The organism is Phreatobacter sp., from assembly GCF_016793595.1.
Taxonomy (GTDB): domain Bacteria; phylum Pseudomonadota; class Alphaproteobacteria; order Rhizobiales; family Phreatobacteraceae; genus Phreatobacter.
In genome coordinates, this window is the sequence record NZ_JAEULY010000029.1 from 171,746 (window position 1) to 188,095 (window position 16,350).

General features: G+C 61.8%; 14 protein-coding genes. 6 read left to right on the plus strand and 8 right to left on the minus strand.

Translation table 11 applies throughout. From position 1 onward, the window contains the following. The first annotated feature begins 481 nt into the window (after positions 1-481). Together JNK84_RS23080 and JNK84_RS23085 are read left to right on the plus strand one after the other, a co-directional pair. Positions 482-1,366: a glycosyltransferase family 2 protein gene (locus JNK84_RS23080; RefSeq protein WP_293428568.1), complete on the plus strand. Its 885-nt coding sequence runs from the start codon at positions 482-484 to the stop codon at positions 1,364-1,366. Positions 1,367-2,074: 708 nt separating this feature from the next. Beyond that, positions 2,075-3,202, plus strand: a complete 1,128-nt coding sequence (locus JNK84_RS23085; protein ID WP_293428569.1) for a glycosyltransferase — start codon at positions 2,075-2,077, stop codon at positions 3,200-3,202. Positions 3,203-3,229: 27 nt separating this feature from the next. Here JNK84_RS23085 and JNK84_RS23090 read toward each other — a convergent pair whose 3' ends face one another. From JNK84_RS23090 to JNK84_RS23105, 5 genes are all read right to left on the minus strand, one after another. Beyond that, positions 3,230-5,197, minus strand: a complete 1,968-nt coding sequence (locus JNK84_RS23090) for a polysaccharide biosynthesis protein (RefSeq protein ID WP_293428570.1) — start codon at positions 5,195-5,197, stop codon at positions 3,230-3,232. A 170-nt stretch (positions 5,198-5,367) separates the two neighbouring features. Next, on the minus strand, positions 5,368-5,775 hold the full coding sequence (locus JNK84_RS23535) for an HNH endonuclease (RefSeq protein WP_367272390.1): 408 nt from the start codon (positions 5,773-5,775) through the stop codon (positions 5,368-5,370). Further along, complete coding sequence (locus JNK84_RS23095; protein ID WP_293428571.1) at positions 5,775-6,791, minus strand: ERF family protein; 1,017 nt, start codon at positions 6,789-6,791, stop codon at positions 5,775-5,777. Before JNK84_RS23095 ends, JNK84_RS23535 begins: the two co-directional genes overlap by 1 nt. A 10-nt stretch (positions 6,792-6,801) precedes the next feature. Beyond that, positions 6,802-7,653: a YqaJ viral recombinase family protein gene (locus JNK84_RS23100; protein WP_293428572.1), complete on the minus strand. Its 852-nt coding sequence runs from the start codon at positions 7,651-7,653 to the stop codon at positions 6,802-6,804. A gap of 709 nt (positions 7,654-8,362) precedes the next feature. Continuing rightward, entirely contained in the window at positions 8,363-8,650 is a 288-nt protein-coding gene (locus tag JNK84_RS23105) for a helix-turn-helix domain-containing protein (RefSeq protein ID WP_293428573.1), read from the minus strand. A 122-nt stretch (positions 8,651-8,772) separates the two neighbouring features. Here JNK84_RS23105 and JNK84_RS23110 point away from each other — a divergent pair, with 122 nt between their 5' ends. From JNK84_RS23110 to JNK84_RS23120, 3 genes are all read left to right on the plus strand, one after another. Beyond that, entirely contained in the window at positions 8,773-9,414 is a 642-nt protein-coding gene (locus tag JNK84_RS23110) for a hypothetical protein (RefSeq protein ID WP_293428574.1), read from the plus strand. Positions 9,415-9,486: 72 nt separating this feature from the next. Next, complete coding sequence (locus tag JNK84_RS23115; RefSeq protein WP_293428575.1) at positions 9,487-9,903, plus strand: hypothetical protein; 417 nt, start codon at positions 9,487-9,489, stop codon at positions 9,901-9,903. After that, positions 9,900-10,415 carry a hypothetical protein gene (locus JNK84_RS23120; protein WP_293428576.1) on the plus strand — a complete coding sequence of 172 codons (516 nt, stop codon included), beginning with the start codon at positions 9,900-9,902 and terminating at the stop codon, positions 10,413-10,415. The genes JNK84_RS23115 and JNK84_RS23120 overlap by 4 nt, the downstream gene beginning before the upstream one ends. Before the next feature lie 569 nt (positions 10,416-10,984). Here JNK84_RS23120 and JNK84_RS23125 read toward each other — a convergent pair. From JNK84_RS23125 to JNK84_RS23135, 3 genes are read right to left on the minus strand one after another with little or no spacing between them, the layout of a single operon-like run. Next, positions 10,985-13,060 (minus strand): hypothetical protein, encoded by a 2,076-nt coding sequence (locus JNK84_RS23125; protein ID WP_293428577.1) that lies wholly within the window; start codon positions 13,058-13,060, stop codon positions 10,985-10,987. Then, on the minus strand, positions 13,057-13,998 hold the full coding sequence (locus JNK84_RS23130) for a hypothetical protein (RefSeq protein ID WP_293428578.1): 942 nt from the start codon (positions 13,996-13,998) through the stop codon (positions 13,057-13,059). Before JNK84_RS23130 ends, JNK84_RS23125 begins: the two co-directional genes overlap by 4 nt. Next, a complete protein-coding gene (locus JNK84_RS23135; RefSeq protein WP_293428579.1) occupies positions 13,995-14,837 on the minus strand; it encodes a hypothetical protein in 843 nt (280 codons plus the stop codon). The genes JNK84_RS23130 and JNK84_RS23135 overlap by 4 nt, the downstream gene beginning before the upstream one ends. Positions 14,838-15,633: 796 nt before the next feature. Here JNK84_RS23135 and JNK84_RS23140 point away from each other — a divergent pair. Beyond that, complete coding sequence (locus tag JNK84_RS23140) at positions 15,634-16,104, plus strand: hypothetical protein (protein WP_293428580.1); 471 nt, start codon at positions 15,634-15,636, stop codon at positions 16,102-16,104. Positions 16,105-16,350 lie beyond the last annotated feature (246 nt).

Genomic DNA, 16,350 nt, shown 5'->3' on the forward strand with positions numbered 1-16,350 from the left:
GGGGATGCTGTCGGACCGCTGGGGGCTTTGGGAGTCGACCAGCGCTGCCGAGTGATGTGCTTGAGCCTCGAAATGGGGGCAGGCCGCCGACATCGGCCGGTTGGTCGTCAGGGCCGCGCGGTGCTGACCTCATACAAGGCTCGCTGCAGCTGATGATGTCGGCTGGACAGGTTGGTCTCAAGAATGCGTACGTGTCCTCGCTGGTGCTTTTACCACCATTTCGTTCCGCAGCGCTTCCATGCTGGGCACTTACTACGACTGGTGCGCGCGAACGACGCGGGCGATGCGCTAGTCAAGCACGTCACGAGAGGTGATCGGACCTACCCGCGATTTCTGATTCCACGGTGGGGGCGTTGGTCGTGACACCGCATCACAGTGCCAAAGGTGCGGGGCGTTTGCTGTGGTTCGCCCTCGGCCGCCGGATGTACCATCTCGGCGTCCGTGAAGAGGTTCGGCACCTGGCACACGGGGGAACCTCGGCATGACCTTGCGCTTAAGTGTTGTGACGCCGACGTTCAATGCGGCGGCAACGATCGGTCGGACGCTTCAATCGATTCGAGTGCAAGGGTGGCCAGATTTGCAGATGATCTGCGTTGATGGCGGCAGCACCGACGAGACAGTCGAAGTGATTAGGAGCAACGGCGGGTTCGTGAACCATTTCTTCGGCGAGCCAGATCGCGGGGTGGCTGATGCGCTCAACAAGGGGTTTCGGGTCGCCGATGGAGACATATTGTGCTGGCTGAATGCGGACGACGAGTTCGCGCCGGGCGCGGTGTCGCACGTGATGGAGTTGTTCGGACGGCACCCTCAGATCGACGTCGTGACGGGCGGCTGTCGGCGGGTGTTCGCCGATGGGAGTGAGGCAGTGACCCAGGTACCTGAGGGGTTCGAGCGGCGTATGGCGCTGAAGAACGAGATCGAACAGCCAAGCACGTTCTGGCGCGCTAGATTGCACCGGCAGGCCGGGGAGTTGGATGTTAGCTATCGACTAGCTTTTGACTGGGAGTGGTGGAATCGGCTGAGCTGTGCGGGCGCCCGTTGGCTGAGGACCCCTCAGGTGCTGTCGGTGTACCACTTCACAGAGAACAACCTGACGAGCAAGGCCGGCCAACGTGTGATCGATGAGATGTACCGTATCACGAAAAGCTACGCCGCTCCGCATGTGGCCGACATGTACCGTTTCCTATTCCAATTTTTCGATATGCGCGGCTTCTATGACGTGCCGTTTCATCAGCTGCCAAGAAGGCGCCAGATCATCTTTGGTATTGCCCGCGTTGGGCTTAATACGCTATTTGATCGTGAATTGATTGAGAGCTACAACTGGAACTGGGCGAGCAAACAAATCCGTGGGATGAAGTGGTATTGACCCGCGGCGATTTGCGGGATCAAATCGGCTTGAGTTTCCTAGTCATGGAGAGGAAGCTTCGTTCAGGAGGACGAAGGCCGGTCACAAAGGAGAGCTCAGTTCGGCTGGCAGCTACTTGATCGAGGCGAACCAAGCCTTCGGTTCGGGTCATGCCCAAAGGTTCTGTGTTATCCACCGCTCGCGGCGGCCAGCAGCCCATCAATCGTTTGCGGAAGAGCTAGTCGGTTGTGACACAATCTCCGGGCTAAGGACTCCTCTAAGGGAGCGTGCTAGGGTGGCGGCTACCTGTGCCTCCGAAGCCCTCTGGGCGAAGTCTCGCAAGAGCTGCGGCGGCAGTCGCGGTGCAAGCGCCGACACCAAGTTAACAAGCTCCTTAAGCGCTATCTCGAAATGCAATTTGAGTTCTTTTGCAACCGAGAAGGGCAGGCGCCCATGAAGTTCCCTGGCTACCTCGATCGCCGCTTCATCCAACCGCGCTCCGCTCGCGACGACGCCGTTGACGCAAAGGCGAATAAAATAGGGTAGGCAGCGTTCGACTTCTTCCGAGACCGATTGCATGAGTTTCCGTTATTAGTGGCGCTGTTCCTGCCGACCCGATTCCGCTACGGTCGGCAGAATTGGCGCTGTTGTCTCACTGTGGGCGGCCAAAGGCAAGAATTCGATGACGGATCGACCGCAGGAGGCAGACGGGCTGTCCAAAGGTATCTAATGACCAAGCCACTGGTGGTCTGCGTCATCAACGAAGCCTGGTTCTTCCGTTCGCATTTTCTGCCTTGGGCAAAGGCGGCTGTGGCAGCCGACTTCGAAGTCATCGTCGCGGCGGCTTCAGGTGATGCGGATCGCGAGATTACTGCTGCTGGCATCGGCTTCGTGCCGAGCCCGGCCGAGCGCCGAGGCCTTGTACCGCGTGGTCTGTGGGCGGCCGCCCGGCAGGTGGCGCGCCTCGTTAACCCGTCGCGGCCGACCATCATACATGCCTTCGGCCTGCATGGCATGGCCATCGCTGCGCTCGCCCGCCGCTTGGCGCGGCCTGCCGGAACTGTCGTCAGCGTTACCGGCCTCGGCTTCCTCGCCATTAGCACAGGCATTGGCTGCGGCGTAGCCAAGGTGGTGGCGAAAGGCCTCGCCCGCTCGCTGGATGGGTCGGCAACGATCTGGCTGACGGAGAATGCCGAGGACAGCGTGGCGCTTGGACTCGATGGTGCCGCGCGCGCCGGCCGCCTGGTACAACTTGTCGGGGTCGGTGTCGACCTCGCCGCCTTCAAACCGCAGCCTTTTCCGCCCCTCCAGCCGCTGCGGCTGATAATGGTGGCCCGCATGATCCGATCGAAGGGTGCTGATCTGGCCGTGGCGGCGTTGGTGGAGGCCCGCGCCCAGGGGATCGATGCGACTTTGTCGATTGCAGGCGACCCCGATACCGCCAATCCGCGATCTTACGGTACTACCGAGCTTGCCGCCTTCGCCGAGACCCCCGGCGTCTATATTTTGGGAGCGAGGAACGACGTTCCGGCTCTCCTCGCCGGCGCCCACGTTTTTCTCTTGCCATCGCGCGGTGGGGAGGGGCTGCCGAAGGCTCTGCTGGAGGCAGCCGCTGCCGGCCGCCCGGCCATCGTCACCGATGTCCCCGGTTGCCGCGATTTCGTCACGGCTGGCAAAACCGGCTGGGTCGTCCCCGCTGGTGATGCGGGAGCTCTCGCTTCGGCCATAGCCGAGGCCGCTTGCGCCGATCTCGCAGCCATGGGCACCGCAGCGCGAGCCGAGGTTGAGGCGTCCGCCGTTGACGGCGAAATCGCCGCTCGGGTTGTTTCAGTCTACCGACGCGCGGTCAGAGCCTGAATCATCCCCGCTGGTGCGGGTCGTTTGTTAGGAAACGCTTCTCGATATCGGGAGCGATACGACTTTTCCGGGCGTACCGATCTGTGGGATAAGGCTGCTGATGATCTGTCGCGCCTTCTGATCGTCACCGGCGTCGGAGGCGGCGAGCAAGTCGGCGAGCGTTGGTTGGAGCATGGGCCAGGGCAGGGTTTGGGCCTCAGCGGCCACGATGCCATGGATGCCGATATCGAACTGAGATTCCCGTTCCTCGAAAAGAATCTCCGACATGCGCTCCCCAGGGCGGGATCCGACATAGGTGATATCGATCCCATTGCCAGGTACGAAGCCTGCGAGGCGGATCATCCGCCGAGCCAGATCGTCGATCCTGACAGGCTGGCCCATATTAAGTACGAGGATCGCTGACGGAGCGCTGGCGGCCTCTGCTGTGGTCACTTGGGCCGCGGTCAGCAACAGGTCGGTTGCCTCTCGCTTGGTCATGAAAAAGCGGACCATGTCCTGGTGTGTGACTGTGACCGGGCCGCCGGCCTCGATCTGCGCTCGGAATCGCGGCACGACGGACCCTGCGGTGCCAAGCACGTTTCCGAAACGAACCGCCACAAGTCGCGTGCGGCGGCTCGGGCTCTGCGAAAAACCGGGGCGCGACCCAACCGATTGCGTATAGAGCTCGGCAATACGCTTGGTGGCGCCGAGGATGGAAGCAGGTTTGGTCGCCTTGTCTGTCGACACGAGGACGAAGGCCGCTGCGCCGGCGGCAATCGCGGCATCGGCCGCGTTGACCGTCCCCGCCACATTGGTCCGGACGGCATCCGATACCTCACGTTCGAGATGAGGCAGATGCTTGAGCGCGGCCGCGTGGAACACGACGTCGGGAGCAAACGCTTCGGTGATTTCAATGAGCCGGGCGCGATCGCGCACGTCGCATAGCCGGCCCTCAATGGCGGTCATGCCGTCCAGGCCATTCAATTCGGTGCGCTGAAGCAAGGCATGGAGCGCAACTTCCGAATGATCCAGCACGAGGACACGCTCAGCCCCGAATTCAGCGCTTCGCAAGGCAAGTTCTGCGCCGATCGAGCCGCCGCCGCCTGTAACTATTATGCGCTTTCCTCGTACGAACTCGCGCAGCGGCGCATCGTCGACATGAACCAACGGCCGCAGAAGCAGGTCGTCGTCGATGATCGCGTGAAGGCGCGCTTGGGGCGCCAAGCCTGTGGCTTCCGTCGTATCGAGACGGATGGCAGGAATACCAAGCCGTCTCAACGAGCCGATCACATTCTCGATTAGGGGCACATTGCGCATCGCCTGCGGAGCAATAATTGCTCGTTGAAGCGTAATTCCGCGCTCAACCGCCGCTTGCACCGCAGCCTCCAAGTTTTCGATTGTTCCCCAGACCGGCACACCTCGGACACCTTGATGGGTTTCCCGAACGAGTGGCGATACAATTCCATAGACGCGAATAGGGCCGGCCAAGCCTGCCTCGACGGCGCGGATAACGGAGTCTGCGTCAGACGCTCGGCCAATTACAATCGCAGCCAATGGGTCACGCCGGACCAAGTCGCTTTGCCGCCAGCCTCGATAAGCTCGATAGGCAACACGGGGTCCCCCCAGCAGAATGATTTGCAAGCACCAATAGATAGCTAAGGTCCGGCCCCCAAGCAGCTTGGTCCCCTCGTAGAGGCGAGGAGAAATCATGTAGTCGGCGGTGAGTAGAACCACGGTCAGGATGGTCACCGCCTTGACGATGCCAAACAAATCGAAAAGCGACGCAAACCGCCAGCGCGCAGCATAGAGCGAGCAAGAGTGATAGACCACCAAGGCGAAAATACCGAAAGCAGTGGCCGGTATCAGAAGATTGACAGAGCCTAAATTTGGCTCCCCGCGCAAATGGACCGCCAAGAGCAACGCGGCAATTGTGACCGCGTAGTCGTGTAAAACAACCGAACCGACCTTCAGTGCGGGTTCAGTGGCGTTTCGTGTGAAGGGAATAATTCGTCGCACGTAAAATGCCGTTTGTTGTTCAGGCCGCCATTCTAGTGCGGAAATTCAAGTTAACGCAGTTTCCTGGGCCCTTTTCCATTGCTGCAAGGACGAAGGCTCCAGTACGCAGGCCAATAGGCCTGAAGCCTCCTACCACAACTGAATGCGCTTATGCACTTAGGTGAAGTCACTCAGCGTTCTTTCTGGCAACGGAGCCGCCATCGCCGCACGGAAGCCGGAGGCCGCGGACGGCCAGGCACCTTGAGGGCAATGAGGGCCCTATGCTTCTCTTCGAGAATTGCCTGACGCTTGGCCTTCGCGATCTGACGCAAGTCTCGTGCTGTTTTTTGTTCATGGCATACCGAGCACAAAGCCTGAAGCCCTGCGGGATCGTGAGGAGCGTCCCGATCTAAGCGCAAAGCTAGCGGCGGGTGATGGTCAATTTCCGTGAAGTCGGGCCCGAGAAGACACCCACAGCATGCGCATTGGCCATTCTGGCGTTCGATGACAGCAACGCGCAAACGTGTTGGCAAACGATCTCGCGTTCTGGCGAACGGATGTTTTGGGCACTGAATGAACCACGGTTTCTTGCGCTTCATCACAAGTTACCCCGCGTTGTCAGAGAGTCCGGTGTCGACCGGCCAGCGTTCTGCGCCACCGCCGCGTCGACCGCGGGCCCCGCTGCCGGCGGTTGAGAGCCGGCGCGCCGGTTCCGGTCAAGCTCGCCCATGGCTGTGGCGGGCTTCATCCGTCGTGCGGTCACCGGCCCTTGATCTGCCGGGCATTGTGCTGTCGATGGCTCGCCTTTCTTGCCTGAATGGGATGTGCAGGCTCGATAGTGTTCGTTCAAACGCGCGCGATCCTCGGGAAGCAGAGACTTCAAGCGCTTGATGTTCGCTATTGCCCACTGTCGACGCTCAGAATCATCCGCGGCCTGTGAGATTTCCGCGATGAGCACGTCAGCGCGTAGAGCGGATGTCCGCGGATCAGCGCAACTACCCATGTCGCGGCGCCCTACGTTCGTCTGATCGGGCGTTCGCGGTCGAGCAGGCGTCGATTGCGTCCGGCTATGTTCTTCTTCCTGATTCGCTTCTGCGGCTGGAGATTTGGAGAGTTGCACCTCCTGGAGACCAACTTGGCCATCCAACGCGGTGCTCGGCGTGTCGCCGGTTGTCGTGGGGAGAACGCCGTCGGTGTCAGCCTGCCCGGTAATGCCGATGAGTGCAAAGAGTGACTGGCGACGTGCATATGTCAGCGCAGCGCCGGTCTGCCTGGGATCGTCAGACCCTACACCGTCAAGGCGCGTGACCGGATAGTCGGACGATAGCCATTCACCGGACTCGTGGATGAGACGTGTTTCAAGGATCAGGAGGCCCGACGCCTTGTCTGCCCGAGTGACTTGGATGACCGACAGGCCATGTCGGCCAAGCACCGGACGGATTAGCGCCAATCCATCGCCGAGACTGGCATAGCGATAGGGTTCAAGAAGCGACGAGCCCGACGCTAACGATCGTCGGATTTGGCCTTCGTGCCGTGCTGCAGGGTTCTGAAGCTCAAGCTGCGCACGCGACAGGGCGCGGGCAATGTGCTGTTGAGCGCGAGAATGGTTCGCCATGATGCGCTCCTCACCGCAACAGTTCGAACGAAAGAGCGCCAGTCTTCGATCGCTTGGCCCTTAGACCCGCGCCAATCGCCTCGACCGCATCGCGGGGAACCAGCCCTTTCAAGTCTTCCTTTGTCTGCAGGTGTTCATCGTGCGCCTGCTTCGTTGCGCGGTAGCGCCCGGCGAGCGAGCACCATTCTGTATGCGAATTCATATCGGCGATGCGGACGACCTCTGCTTTTGGTAGGGGCGGGGGAGCATCGATCAGCGAGGGAGCGCGACCGGTTTTCACACAGTCCCAGAACCTGACCTCAGCCTCTCTGAGCGCGGCCTGATAAATGGCATCCGCTTCGGCCTCGATCAGGACCCACCGCCCACCGCCGGTAATAATAGAGAGCTGCGCACCATTCGCCCCAGACACAGCCATGTTGTGCTGGAGTTGCGGCATATGTTTCTCAGCCGCGGCTTCTTCGCTGAAGGACCATGGCAGCATGAATTTCGCTTCAAAGACGTGGCCTGAACCTCCTACCAGCCCGTCGAGGGTCGCGGCCAGGTAGGGAAAATCCCGGTCAAAAATTCGCTGCTGAACATGGCTCACGCTTTGCCGTGTTTGCCGTTCGAACCAGCGTCGGTTGAGATCTTCCGTGCAGATACCGAGTTGTACGGGTAGACTTCCCGATAAGTCGTCGCCGTCTCGCAGCCCGCGTTTGAAAAGCCAGAGGTCGCGAAGGGCTTTTTCATCGGAGCCCATGATAACGCGCGCATCCGAGCCGCCGATCATGGAACGGCGTACGTCGTCACTATTGGACGGCAAGTGCCCCGTTTGATCGACGATCGATAGCACTGGTCGGGCAGAGACGTTTAGTTGGGACATCGGGCTCTTGTACTCCTCTGAGGTAGCGCCTGGCCTCGGGGGCCGGCACTGCCTTGAGCCCGCCGAACGCTATCGTCGGGCGGCTAGGGGAGACTGAGAGAAGGAGGGTCGACTATAGTGGTGGCGCGGCGCCCTTTAACGTTCGATACATTCGGGTCGCGGCATTCAAGAGGTGCTGCGTCTCGAAAAGTCGCGGTTCGACATCCAATACTCGGTCCAAGGCAAGTTTAGTCTTTCCCTTCACCGCTAGGTCGTCGGCGTGACGCAGGAGCATCACGCATTCCTCGATATCCGCCCGGGCGATGGAAATCGCGGTTGAAATAGCCGGGGCAATGTTCGCCTCCAGCGGTCGCTCGATTCTCGCGCAGTCAGCGACGACTGGATTCCCCAAGTGCGGATTTCGAGGTCCGCGGCTCCGACGTCTTCTGCCGCGCTTTGTGCTGGAGGTACCGGAGGTGCTCATCTGTTCCTTAGTCGCCGTGGCCATTGCCTTGTGACACACAGACGCTCCGTTCCCCGGCGCAGTCCAGTCCTATTTGACGGTTCTGAGTTATGCTCGGCCCCGCGGCGCCATGACGGGCAAGCGAAACCTTTGGCCGTTGAATACCTTGCCAGGTGAGCAACTCTATCGGTGCGGAGGAGTTTGTCGGAAGACGGTGGTGAACCGCGCCGCATGCGCGCGCGAGTAATGTGCCGATCCGTGGCCCGTTCACCTAGCACGCGGCGAAGAGGGGGCGGTCGTCCCGACGTCGTGGCCCTGCCATAGCTTCAGTATGCGTTTGAACAGGACAATCGGCGCTACCTCGATCGCCTCGGCATATTCGGTGAACTCGACCACGTCCAAACGCCGCTCACCGTTTTCGACTTTCGCGACGAAGGATTGGGGCCGGTTCAATTTGGACGCTAGCTGAGCTTGCGTCAGCCCAGCGCCCTTGCGAGCTGCGATCAGCGTGGCGCGGAACGTCTCGTAGTGATCCTGAAGGTGGGCGCTTCGCATGACCGACCGAAAGCGGGAGAGCGCCGGTCAAGCTGATCCCAAATTCGGTTTATCCCAAAACTGGATATTCTCCATGCACCATGGTTATGTGGTCGGCGCGACGCATACGCAGGGGGCAGGGCATGAAGGATGGGCGGATGCCTGGCGGGGCCAACCGGGGCGCTTGGGCACGTGATGTACCGCTGCGCTTCCAGGTTCGTAATGGCCAGGTCATCCACACGATTCCGGAAGCAGTCGCCGTTCATGGCGGAGCTGCGCCGGGCAAATTCAAGGATGATCGGCAGGCGGTAGACGGGGCAACAAATAGAACTGGCCCACGGTCCGCTCGGGCCGATATTCAGCCGCCGCAACCCGCGCACCTGCAAGTCAAGCTACGCGGCAACGGGCGCGAATATCTTGCAGCTACGGTATTTTTTACCTGTGTTTTGGCGGTCGTAGGGCTTTGCGGCTATGGGCTAGTCGTTGCGGTCCGATCCGCTCTCCACACACCGTCTTCAACGGTTCAGCGGCCAGCAGCGAAGCTCGATTTCGACACAAGTGCGCTCTACGAGGCCTGCGAGCGAGTGGTGCGCTCCCGGCTGCATTATCCCACCTCTTTCTCGGTCAAGCTGTTCACGACAAGCTATGGCCGCTCGACCACGACCAATGAGCCCCTCGTCCGCTTCGACTTCGACGCTTTGAACGGCTTTGGCCTTCGCGTCCCGCAGGTCGCCCGCTGCATTCAGCGCGCCACCGGTCTGGAGGTCTACGTCGATGTGGAATAGCGCCGCCGCCGCGCCTGACGGGGCTATGCGCCGCTCTCGCCACCGATTGTCCATTAGCAGGAACTAGGAACGATGATGAACCGCTCTTCGGGTGTCGTGGCAGCTATGGTGCTGCTCCTTGGCGTCTCGGTCGCCGAAGCCACGCCCTCTTTCACGCTCGATCGAACCCAATCTCGCGTCTTGCGATTGGCCAACCTCTACCCTGATCGCGAATGTCATCCCTCATCGATCACGGGCCGTGTTGTTGCGCGCCGCTTCGAGGCGGGCGGGACCAGCCCTACCACGGTCATCTTGGAGGACAGGGCTGGTCGCAGGACCGCCCTCAACGTTCACGTCGAAACGCGTGACCTTGGACGCTATCAGATCGATTGGATCGTCGAGGGCCTCCAAACGCTGCTCCGAGAAGGAAGTCGCGTGAAGGTCGGCATAAAGCTGTGCGGTGCCTCCGGTCGCGTCATCATGGTCGACGCAGTCGAACTCGCACGATGATCAGGTTCTTTCATCATCCCGCATGCGCTGGCAGTGAGCTGAATGAGGCGGCCACGAAGCGCGACTCTCGAGCCGGACGCCGGACGATGGGGCTCTGCGCCGGTCTAGCGGTCGCTGCGCTGACCGGTGGATGCGATGTCTTCGAACCGAAGATCGTGAGCATCTGCGAGGAGGCGCTGCATAGCCGCTTGCGATCGCCTGCCGGGTACAAGCGACTGAAATATGCTCACTACGAAACGCCGCTGACCCGAGAACAATTTGAGCAGAAGCTCGCGGGAGCGTCTCCGAGCAACCGAACTATGGAACTTTGGGCATTCGACAATGGGAAGACAAAGCCCATGAAAATACAGGTATTCCTAACCTATGACGCGCCTAATGCCTACGGCACTGCGGTCCGTGGGATTGTCATGTGCGAACACACCAACATGAATGGAATTCTTCCCCGTCCCGACGATGTGTTGCTGAACGGGAAGACCAATTTTCAATGGGTCATGGAGGGATTGCGCGAGTAGCTCGGCACGGAGGTCTGCACTGGGCATGTTACGCCATCGTGGAAATGGGAGCTTCCGTAGCCTGCTACCGGAGGTGGCGGCGCCGACATGTTGCTACTGTTCTGACCTTCCAATCCTCTTGCGCACCGCCGAGTGATTACCTTGCAGACTCGTTCAAACGATGTTTCCGAGGCCCTTTCAGCGTGCCGTGGAGCGCTGATCGTCGCGGGAGTTTTTCAGGGCTTGTGAGCTTGCTGATGCTGGGTGGGGCGATCTACATGCGACAGGTGTACGATTGCGTCCTGACCAGCCGCAGCTTGCAGACCCTCGTCGATCTGACCCTGCTCCTGACGGTCGTGCTCCTCGTGCAAGGCGTCCTCGATGTCAAGCGCGCGCGCCAACAGCTGCGTTCCGCAGCAGTTGGTCGATCTGATCAACCGGCTCCGCCCATACGGGTGCGGAGCCAATCTCCTAGCCTTCCGTAGTAGCGGCAATACCGCGGGGATCCCTCCGAGCCTCGACAAGCAGGGTCGTTTCGGTCGCATGGACGTGATTGCACCGGGAAGCCGTGAGGCGGCCAAACCAGGTGCCTAGTCCGGAATGGGGACGCCAAGGCGCGCAGCCAGCACCCGGTATGCAAGCGCAATGGGTCGGCGCCAGTCTTCGGGTTCGGTCAGATAGCTCGATGCGAGGGCCTTGACCTGTACGGGGTCGGCGGTACCCGTTTGGCGAAGGGCTGTGACCTCGCGGCCGAACAATTCCAGTCCTTCGCGCAGCCTGGCGCGTCGGTCCGCTTCGTAACCCAGCAGTGCCGCCGCCACGACCGGCACCGACCGGTAGGGCGCAAAAGCCTGCTCTAATCTTCTCCGTTCCTCGCCGTTCAGACGCAGCCCTTCGGCGGATCCCCTTGGTGTCTGTTCGAGCCTTTGCAGATAGGGCCGAACCTCGCGTCCTATCGCATCTGCCTTCCATGCATCGGTTGCCGCCACTAGCTCCTTTCGCACCGGTTCCGCCAGCTGAGGAAGGAGAGGCTGCAGGGAAGTCAGCTCCTGCTCGAGCCGGCGCAGCCCTTCCAGGCTACGTTGGGTGGCGGCCATCGTTTGTTCAAACGGGCCGATGGCCGCTCGCGAAGCCGTCTCATGCTCTTGCCGGAGGGCAGGAATGGCCTGCGAGCGCAAGGTGGGCGAGGCACGTGAGAACCATTGCGCCCGTCCCCCAGTCACCTCGGCGAGAGCGCGCAGGCGCGACGTCGGGTCGGGTTCGGCGCGGATGCGAGCAAGCTCGATGTTTGCGGCATGGTCGAACAGACGTCCCTCGATCGCGGCGATGCGACGGTCGGCCTCGCGTGCCTCGGAAGGCCAGAGCATGGCCTTGTGGGCCTCCAGGAGGCGCTTGCTGCGCTCCAAGACGCCCAGACTTTCGGTGGGCGCGGGAATCTGTCCGCTTTCGACCACTGCGGTGAGCCGGGCAAGGCGCTCCAATTCGTGGCGCACTTCCCGCTGTGTTTCGACGACATAGGTGATGGAGATCTGCCCGAAGCTGGTCAGGTGCCCAGGGCTTAACCCTCGGATCAACGACATTAGGTCGCGCAATTCCTGGGCGAGCAGCGGGTCTCGCCGACATTCCTGGATGAGGTGATGAGAGGCCTCGGTCTTCTGGGCGTCACTCATCTTGTCGAAGGTGACCGCAAAAGCCGGGACAAAGACGTCGTCGCCGAAGGCAAGGACAATGCGGGAACCCACATTGCTCATGCGATCAAAGGCAACGCCTGGAAACTCCCGCCGCAAGCGTTCCGGCCAGGCCCCCAATGCCTCGCATCGGGCGCGCAGACTGGTTCCCCGCAAGATTGCCCCGTCCGAGGGGCCGGCCGTTCGGGTTGGCCGCTGGCGATCTGGCGAGATCCGCAGGGCCTCGAACGGAGTGCAGGTACTCCCCTCAAGAGCGATAGTGAGGCGATTGTTCGCAAGTTTCGCGCGGGCGCCGCTTACTTGCATTCCGGCTCTGTACTGCCGTTCTGTTGGGGCAAAACGTAGATCGCGCTGTCGCGCGTCCCACTCGCCAACGAGAGGGACTACAATGGGTCCACTTTCGAAGTGACGAGGCCCAAAGCTCACGAGGGTTGCAGCAACACGACCTGCAGCCCCTGAGCTTACGGTCAAGAACGTGTCATTGCCGCTTGCCGCCTGCCCGCATTGAAGTATGCCGCGCCACCCGCCGATGACGCCGGCAGCTTCCGCCGGCAAGCGCGGTTCAGCTTCTTCTGCCCGCGCCATGGTCCGACGCGAGCAATCGCCCGGGAAGGCGTATTCACCTTCCATCCTGCGCTCATCAATGGCCCGCATCGAGAACTGGAGGCTACGCCAGACAGATCGCGGAATATCCGCAGCCGATAGAGGCACGAACGTTACTGAGCCATCCGGCGACGTCCTGATGGCATAGGTGATGCTTCCGGTGCTGGAATCCGCTCGCCAAGTTTCAACTGCCGTCAGGCGTCGGCCTTCTTCACGGATTTCAAGATCGAACGTGATGGGCGCGGACCCTGCACATGTCGCCTGGCCCGCCCATCTGCCAACCAGGTTCGTTTGGGCTTCGGCCGTGCCGAACCAGAGCGGGGGCGCAGCGGCTGCGACCAGGAGGGCTGTTACGCAGGAGCGATAGGCGATCATGGCCTTGGTCTCCCACCCAGGCGCTCACAGGCAAGGATGCGTTCCTCCAGAAAGGCGAGGTCGATGGGAAGGCTGACGATCCGGTCAAAGGACGGGGAAAGGGCGCGCAAGGTCTGGTTGTCACTCAAGCCTCGCACCGAATCCACGACACATCGACAGAAGGCTTGCTGCGCATAGCGCGCCACGCACGCCGCTTCTGCCTCGCCCGTGGCGTCGGCGGTCAGGCGATCGCGCTGGAGGCGGTCTGGGTCCGGGATGTTGTTGCGCGCTCGAAATGCCGGACTCATCAAGGCTGCAAACTTGACTGGATCCTGAGGGCTCGCCGCCCGTGGGGCGCGCGATTGGATGAGCCGGGTGTAGTTTCCGATGAAAGTGTTGAAGGGATTGCCGACACAGCCGATGCGGGAGATCAGATAGCGCGCATCGGCGAACCCCTCGGCGCGGAACATGACGTTAAAGCCGCCCCGGAATTCGTTCGATGCGTAGCGAAACATCGCAAGGGCAAGGTCGACCGCTTGCTCGCCGCAGGCCTCGTTGATGATCCTGAGATAGGAGCTGACGAGCGCGCGGGTATCGAGATCATCCGGCAAGGCGTTGAAGTCGCCGCGCAGGATTGCGGCTGGAATTCCGGGAAGATTGAAGTTGTTGTCTGTTGACAGCACCTGGGCGAGATCGCGAACGCCTGTTGGATCTGCTGCCTGCTGGGGAGGCCTTTGCTCGGGCGCGATGATACCGCGAAGGCCCCGCTGCGGTTCCGCGGGTGCAGGGGGCGCAGTGGCTGGCCGTCCGGGCAGATGAGGCGGCACAGGTTGCGCGCCTGGAAGGACGGGCGCAGGCTCATTGAACGATGGCGAGGCGGGAGCGCCAGGCAATTGAAGCTGGGCATGAGCCGATAGTGCGATCACGACTAGCCCGATGCCCAGCACGAGGCCCATCATCTCGAAGGCTCCCCTCGCAGATATTCGACGATACCGGCAAAGATCTGCTTGGAGGTGGGGCCCTCACAGCCGTGGCGGCGCACGAAGGTGTTTCCATCATAGTCGCCCACCGACGCATAGACGGTCATGCCAACTCTTGCTTCCGCCTCGCCGGACCACCCAGAGCCGAAGCGCAGATTGTAAAGGCGCAGCATGGCGTCGGGGGTCAGGATGCGTCCGCATTCGGAGACAAGCTTTTGAGCGAGCGAGAAGAAGTAGGCCCGTTCGGGCCAGCGCTCCGATTCAGGGCCGCTCGTCATCCGGGTGCGCAGCGCTGCATGGCGGGAGTTGAACAGATCGTCGAGGACGGAACTGGCAAAAAGAGAGCGGTCGAAGTTCAGTTGATCGAGCAGAGACTGAGCGCGGGTGAAGCCACCGGCAAGAGCCTTTCCGTAGGCGGCAAACGCCTCGGGGGGACTTGGGGCCGCCCCTTGGCCAAGCTGGTGAGCATCGCCGATATAGGCCCAGGCTGCCGCATGGCCTGCCTCAGCCGCGACCCTGAACTGTTTGACGGCGTCCTCTGCTCGGCCAGCTGCCAGGAGCGCTCGCCCGAGTTGAAACGCAAAGCGCGGATCCTGAGGTGTCTCCTTATGCGCGGCCTCGCATTCCCTGATGGCAAGGCGCGGGATGATGCGGTCGTCGGCCACCCCTTCGGCCATACGCTGGGGGTCAAAGGGATGGGCGGCGAGCAGGTCACATTCATGCACAGTCGCACCGCGGCCGACCTGCGCAATTGCGGCGCCTGACGTAAGGGTCGCTACAGTCGATGAAAGGACGAGCAGAAGACGCGCTATGAACATGAGCGCTTTCCTCGTGACCATTCACAAATAATCAAGCATATTTATTGGATTGCGGAAAGGGGGAGAACATGGCCCGTCTCATCCTTGTCGGCGCCCTTGTCGGATTGGCGCAGCCGCTCATTGCGCTGCCAGCGATGGCTGCGGCCGCAATCCCGGTTCCTCTCCTTGAACGCGATACCGCGGATCAGCCAGCGCCCCGGCTCTTGCTGGTCCAGCGCCGGGGAGGGTTTGGCGGCGGAGGTGGGTTCGGTGGCGGGGGGGAGGGGGCTTCCGAGGCGGCGGCGGTGGCTACCGCAGCCCACCCATGGATTATGGCCGGGGGGGAGGTATGCGGCAGGGCGGTCCATTCAGTGGACCTCGTCGCCCCTCGAATGACAATGTTCCGCTCGGGCGGTCATCTCCTCCTCCTCAGCCGAGGCTTGTTCCGCCTCAGCCTCGCCCACCCCAGCTCGGTATTCCCGGTCTGCCCGGCGCTCAAGATCCGCCTGTGGTCCTGACCCGGCCGCTACCCGGTGCCGTCGCTCCACAAACAAGCCTCTTGCGCCCTCGCGGTGGACTGGATCAGGGAGGGCTTTTGACGGGCGCCTTCAATCGCGCAAGCGGAGCTACATCCCTGTCCAGGGGCGGCAGGGGCGGTCTCCCAGGGCAGCCACCAGGCGGGAGCGGTTCGTCGCCTCCCGCGGGGGCACCGCCGTTCAGCCTCACACGCGTGTTCAATCAAGCTGCCGCGCCACCTCGCTTGCCGAGCGGGGTAGCTTCCAGCGCCTTTAACAGGGCTGCGGTCGGCGCCGCCGTCGTGGTGTCTGGTGTCGTGATCGCGTCGCCGCTCAAGGCTCAGGTTCTGGCGCGGCCCGCAAACGACAGCATAGCGTCGCCTCCAATAGCACGGCAGGCAACGGATCTGCACCGCAATTCCCTGACCCTGGCGTTCGAAGCGGTTCGCTGGCAGCCCTCAAAGCCCTCCATACATCGCATCGCTGCACGACCCGAGGCGAGCGATCCTGCCTTGCGCAACACGATTTCCCACCTGTACCGGGGGCGACTTGGATCGGGAAGCACGGCCGATGCGATCCGGTATGAGCGTGAGACCGGCCGCCGGTTCATTCGGGAAGGCGGCGTCTCCGCCAATCATCTCGACAAGGCCCGAAACCGTATTCGCAATCTGGAGAACTGGCTGCGACAGAATACAAATGCCTCGCTGAGCGACAGGAGTGTTGCGCAGGCGATCATCCGCGACCTTCAGGATGCCTGTGGGGGCCTTTGCTAAAATCGCGCTTTGCTTCAAGGGGCCGGACCATAGATGTTTGATGCTAGGTCTTCTGGGCGCGATGTGCATGTCTCCAGCCCGACCTCGCCATGCCATCGCGTTTGCGCTCCTACCGTCGTCGGCTGCTACAGCAAGCATGCGTAGCCGGGATCCGGCGGCTACAGCCAGACCATCACGATTCTCGCGCGTGAGAGGACTTTCGTTCTGCCGGCCGCCCCTGGCGCCTCCGTCTTTATCGTGGGCGTC

Excerpts from the sequence above, each read along its gene's own strand:
- JNK84_RS23080 (WP_293428568.1), top strand. The coding sequence starts at position 482 with ATGACCTTGCGCTTAAGTGTTGTGACGCCGACGTTCAATGCGGCGGCA.
- JNK84_RS23085 (WP_293428569.1), top strand. The coding sequence starts at position 2,075 with ATGACCAAGCCACTGGTGGTCTGCGTCATCAACGAAGCCTGGTTCTTC.
- JNK84_RS23535 (WP_367272390.1), bottom strand. The coding sequence starts at position 5,775 with ATGAAGCGCAAGAAACCGTGGTTCATTCAGTGCCCAAAACATCCGTTC.
- JNK84_RS23095 (WP_293428571.1), bottom strand. The coding sequence starts at position 6,791 with ATGGCGAACCATTCTCGCGCTCAACAGCACATTGCCCGCGCCCTGTCG.
- JNK84_RS23100 (WP_293428572.1), bottom strand. The coding sequence starts at position 7,653 with ATGTCCCAACTAAACGTCTCTGCCCGACCAGTGCTATCGATCGTCGAT.
- JNK84_RS23105 (WP_293428573.1), bottom strand. The coding sequence starts at position 8,650 with ATGCGAAGCGCCCACCTTCAGGATCACTACGAGACGTTCCGCGCCACG.
- JNK84_RS23110 (WP_293428574.1), top strand. The coding sequence starts at position 8,773 with ATGAAGGATGGGCGGATGCCTGGCGGGGCCAACCGGGGCGCTTGGGCA.
- JNK84_RS23115 (WP_293428575.1), top strand. The coding sequence starts at position 9,487 with ATGATGAACCGCTCTTCGGGTGTCGTGGCAGCTATGGTGCTGCTCCTT.
- JNK84_RS23120 (WP_293428576.1), top strand. The coding sequence starts at position 9,900 with ATGATCAGGTTCTTTCATCATCCCGCATGCGCTGGCAGTGAGCTGAAT.
- JNK84_RS23125 (WP_293428577.1), bottom strand. The coding sequence starts at position 13,060 with ATGATCGCCTATCGCTCCTGCGTAACAGCCCTCCTGGTCGCAGCCGCT.
- JNK84_RS23130 (WP_293428578.1), bottom strand. The coding sequence starts at position 13,998 with ATGATGGGCCTCGTGCTGGGCATCGGGCTAGTCGTGATCGCACTATCG.
- JNK84_RS23135 (WP_293428579.1), bottom strand. The coding sequence starts at position 14,837 with ATGTTCATAGCGCGTCTTCTGCTCGTCCTTTCATCGACTGTAGCGACC.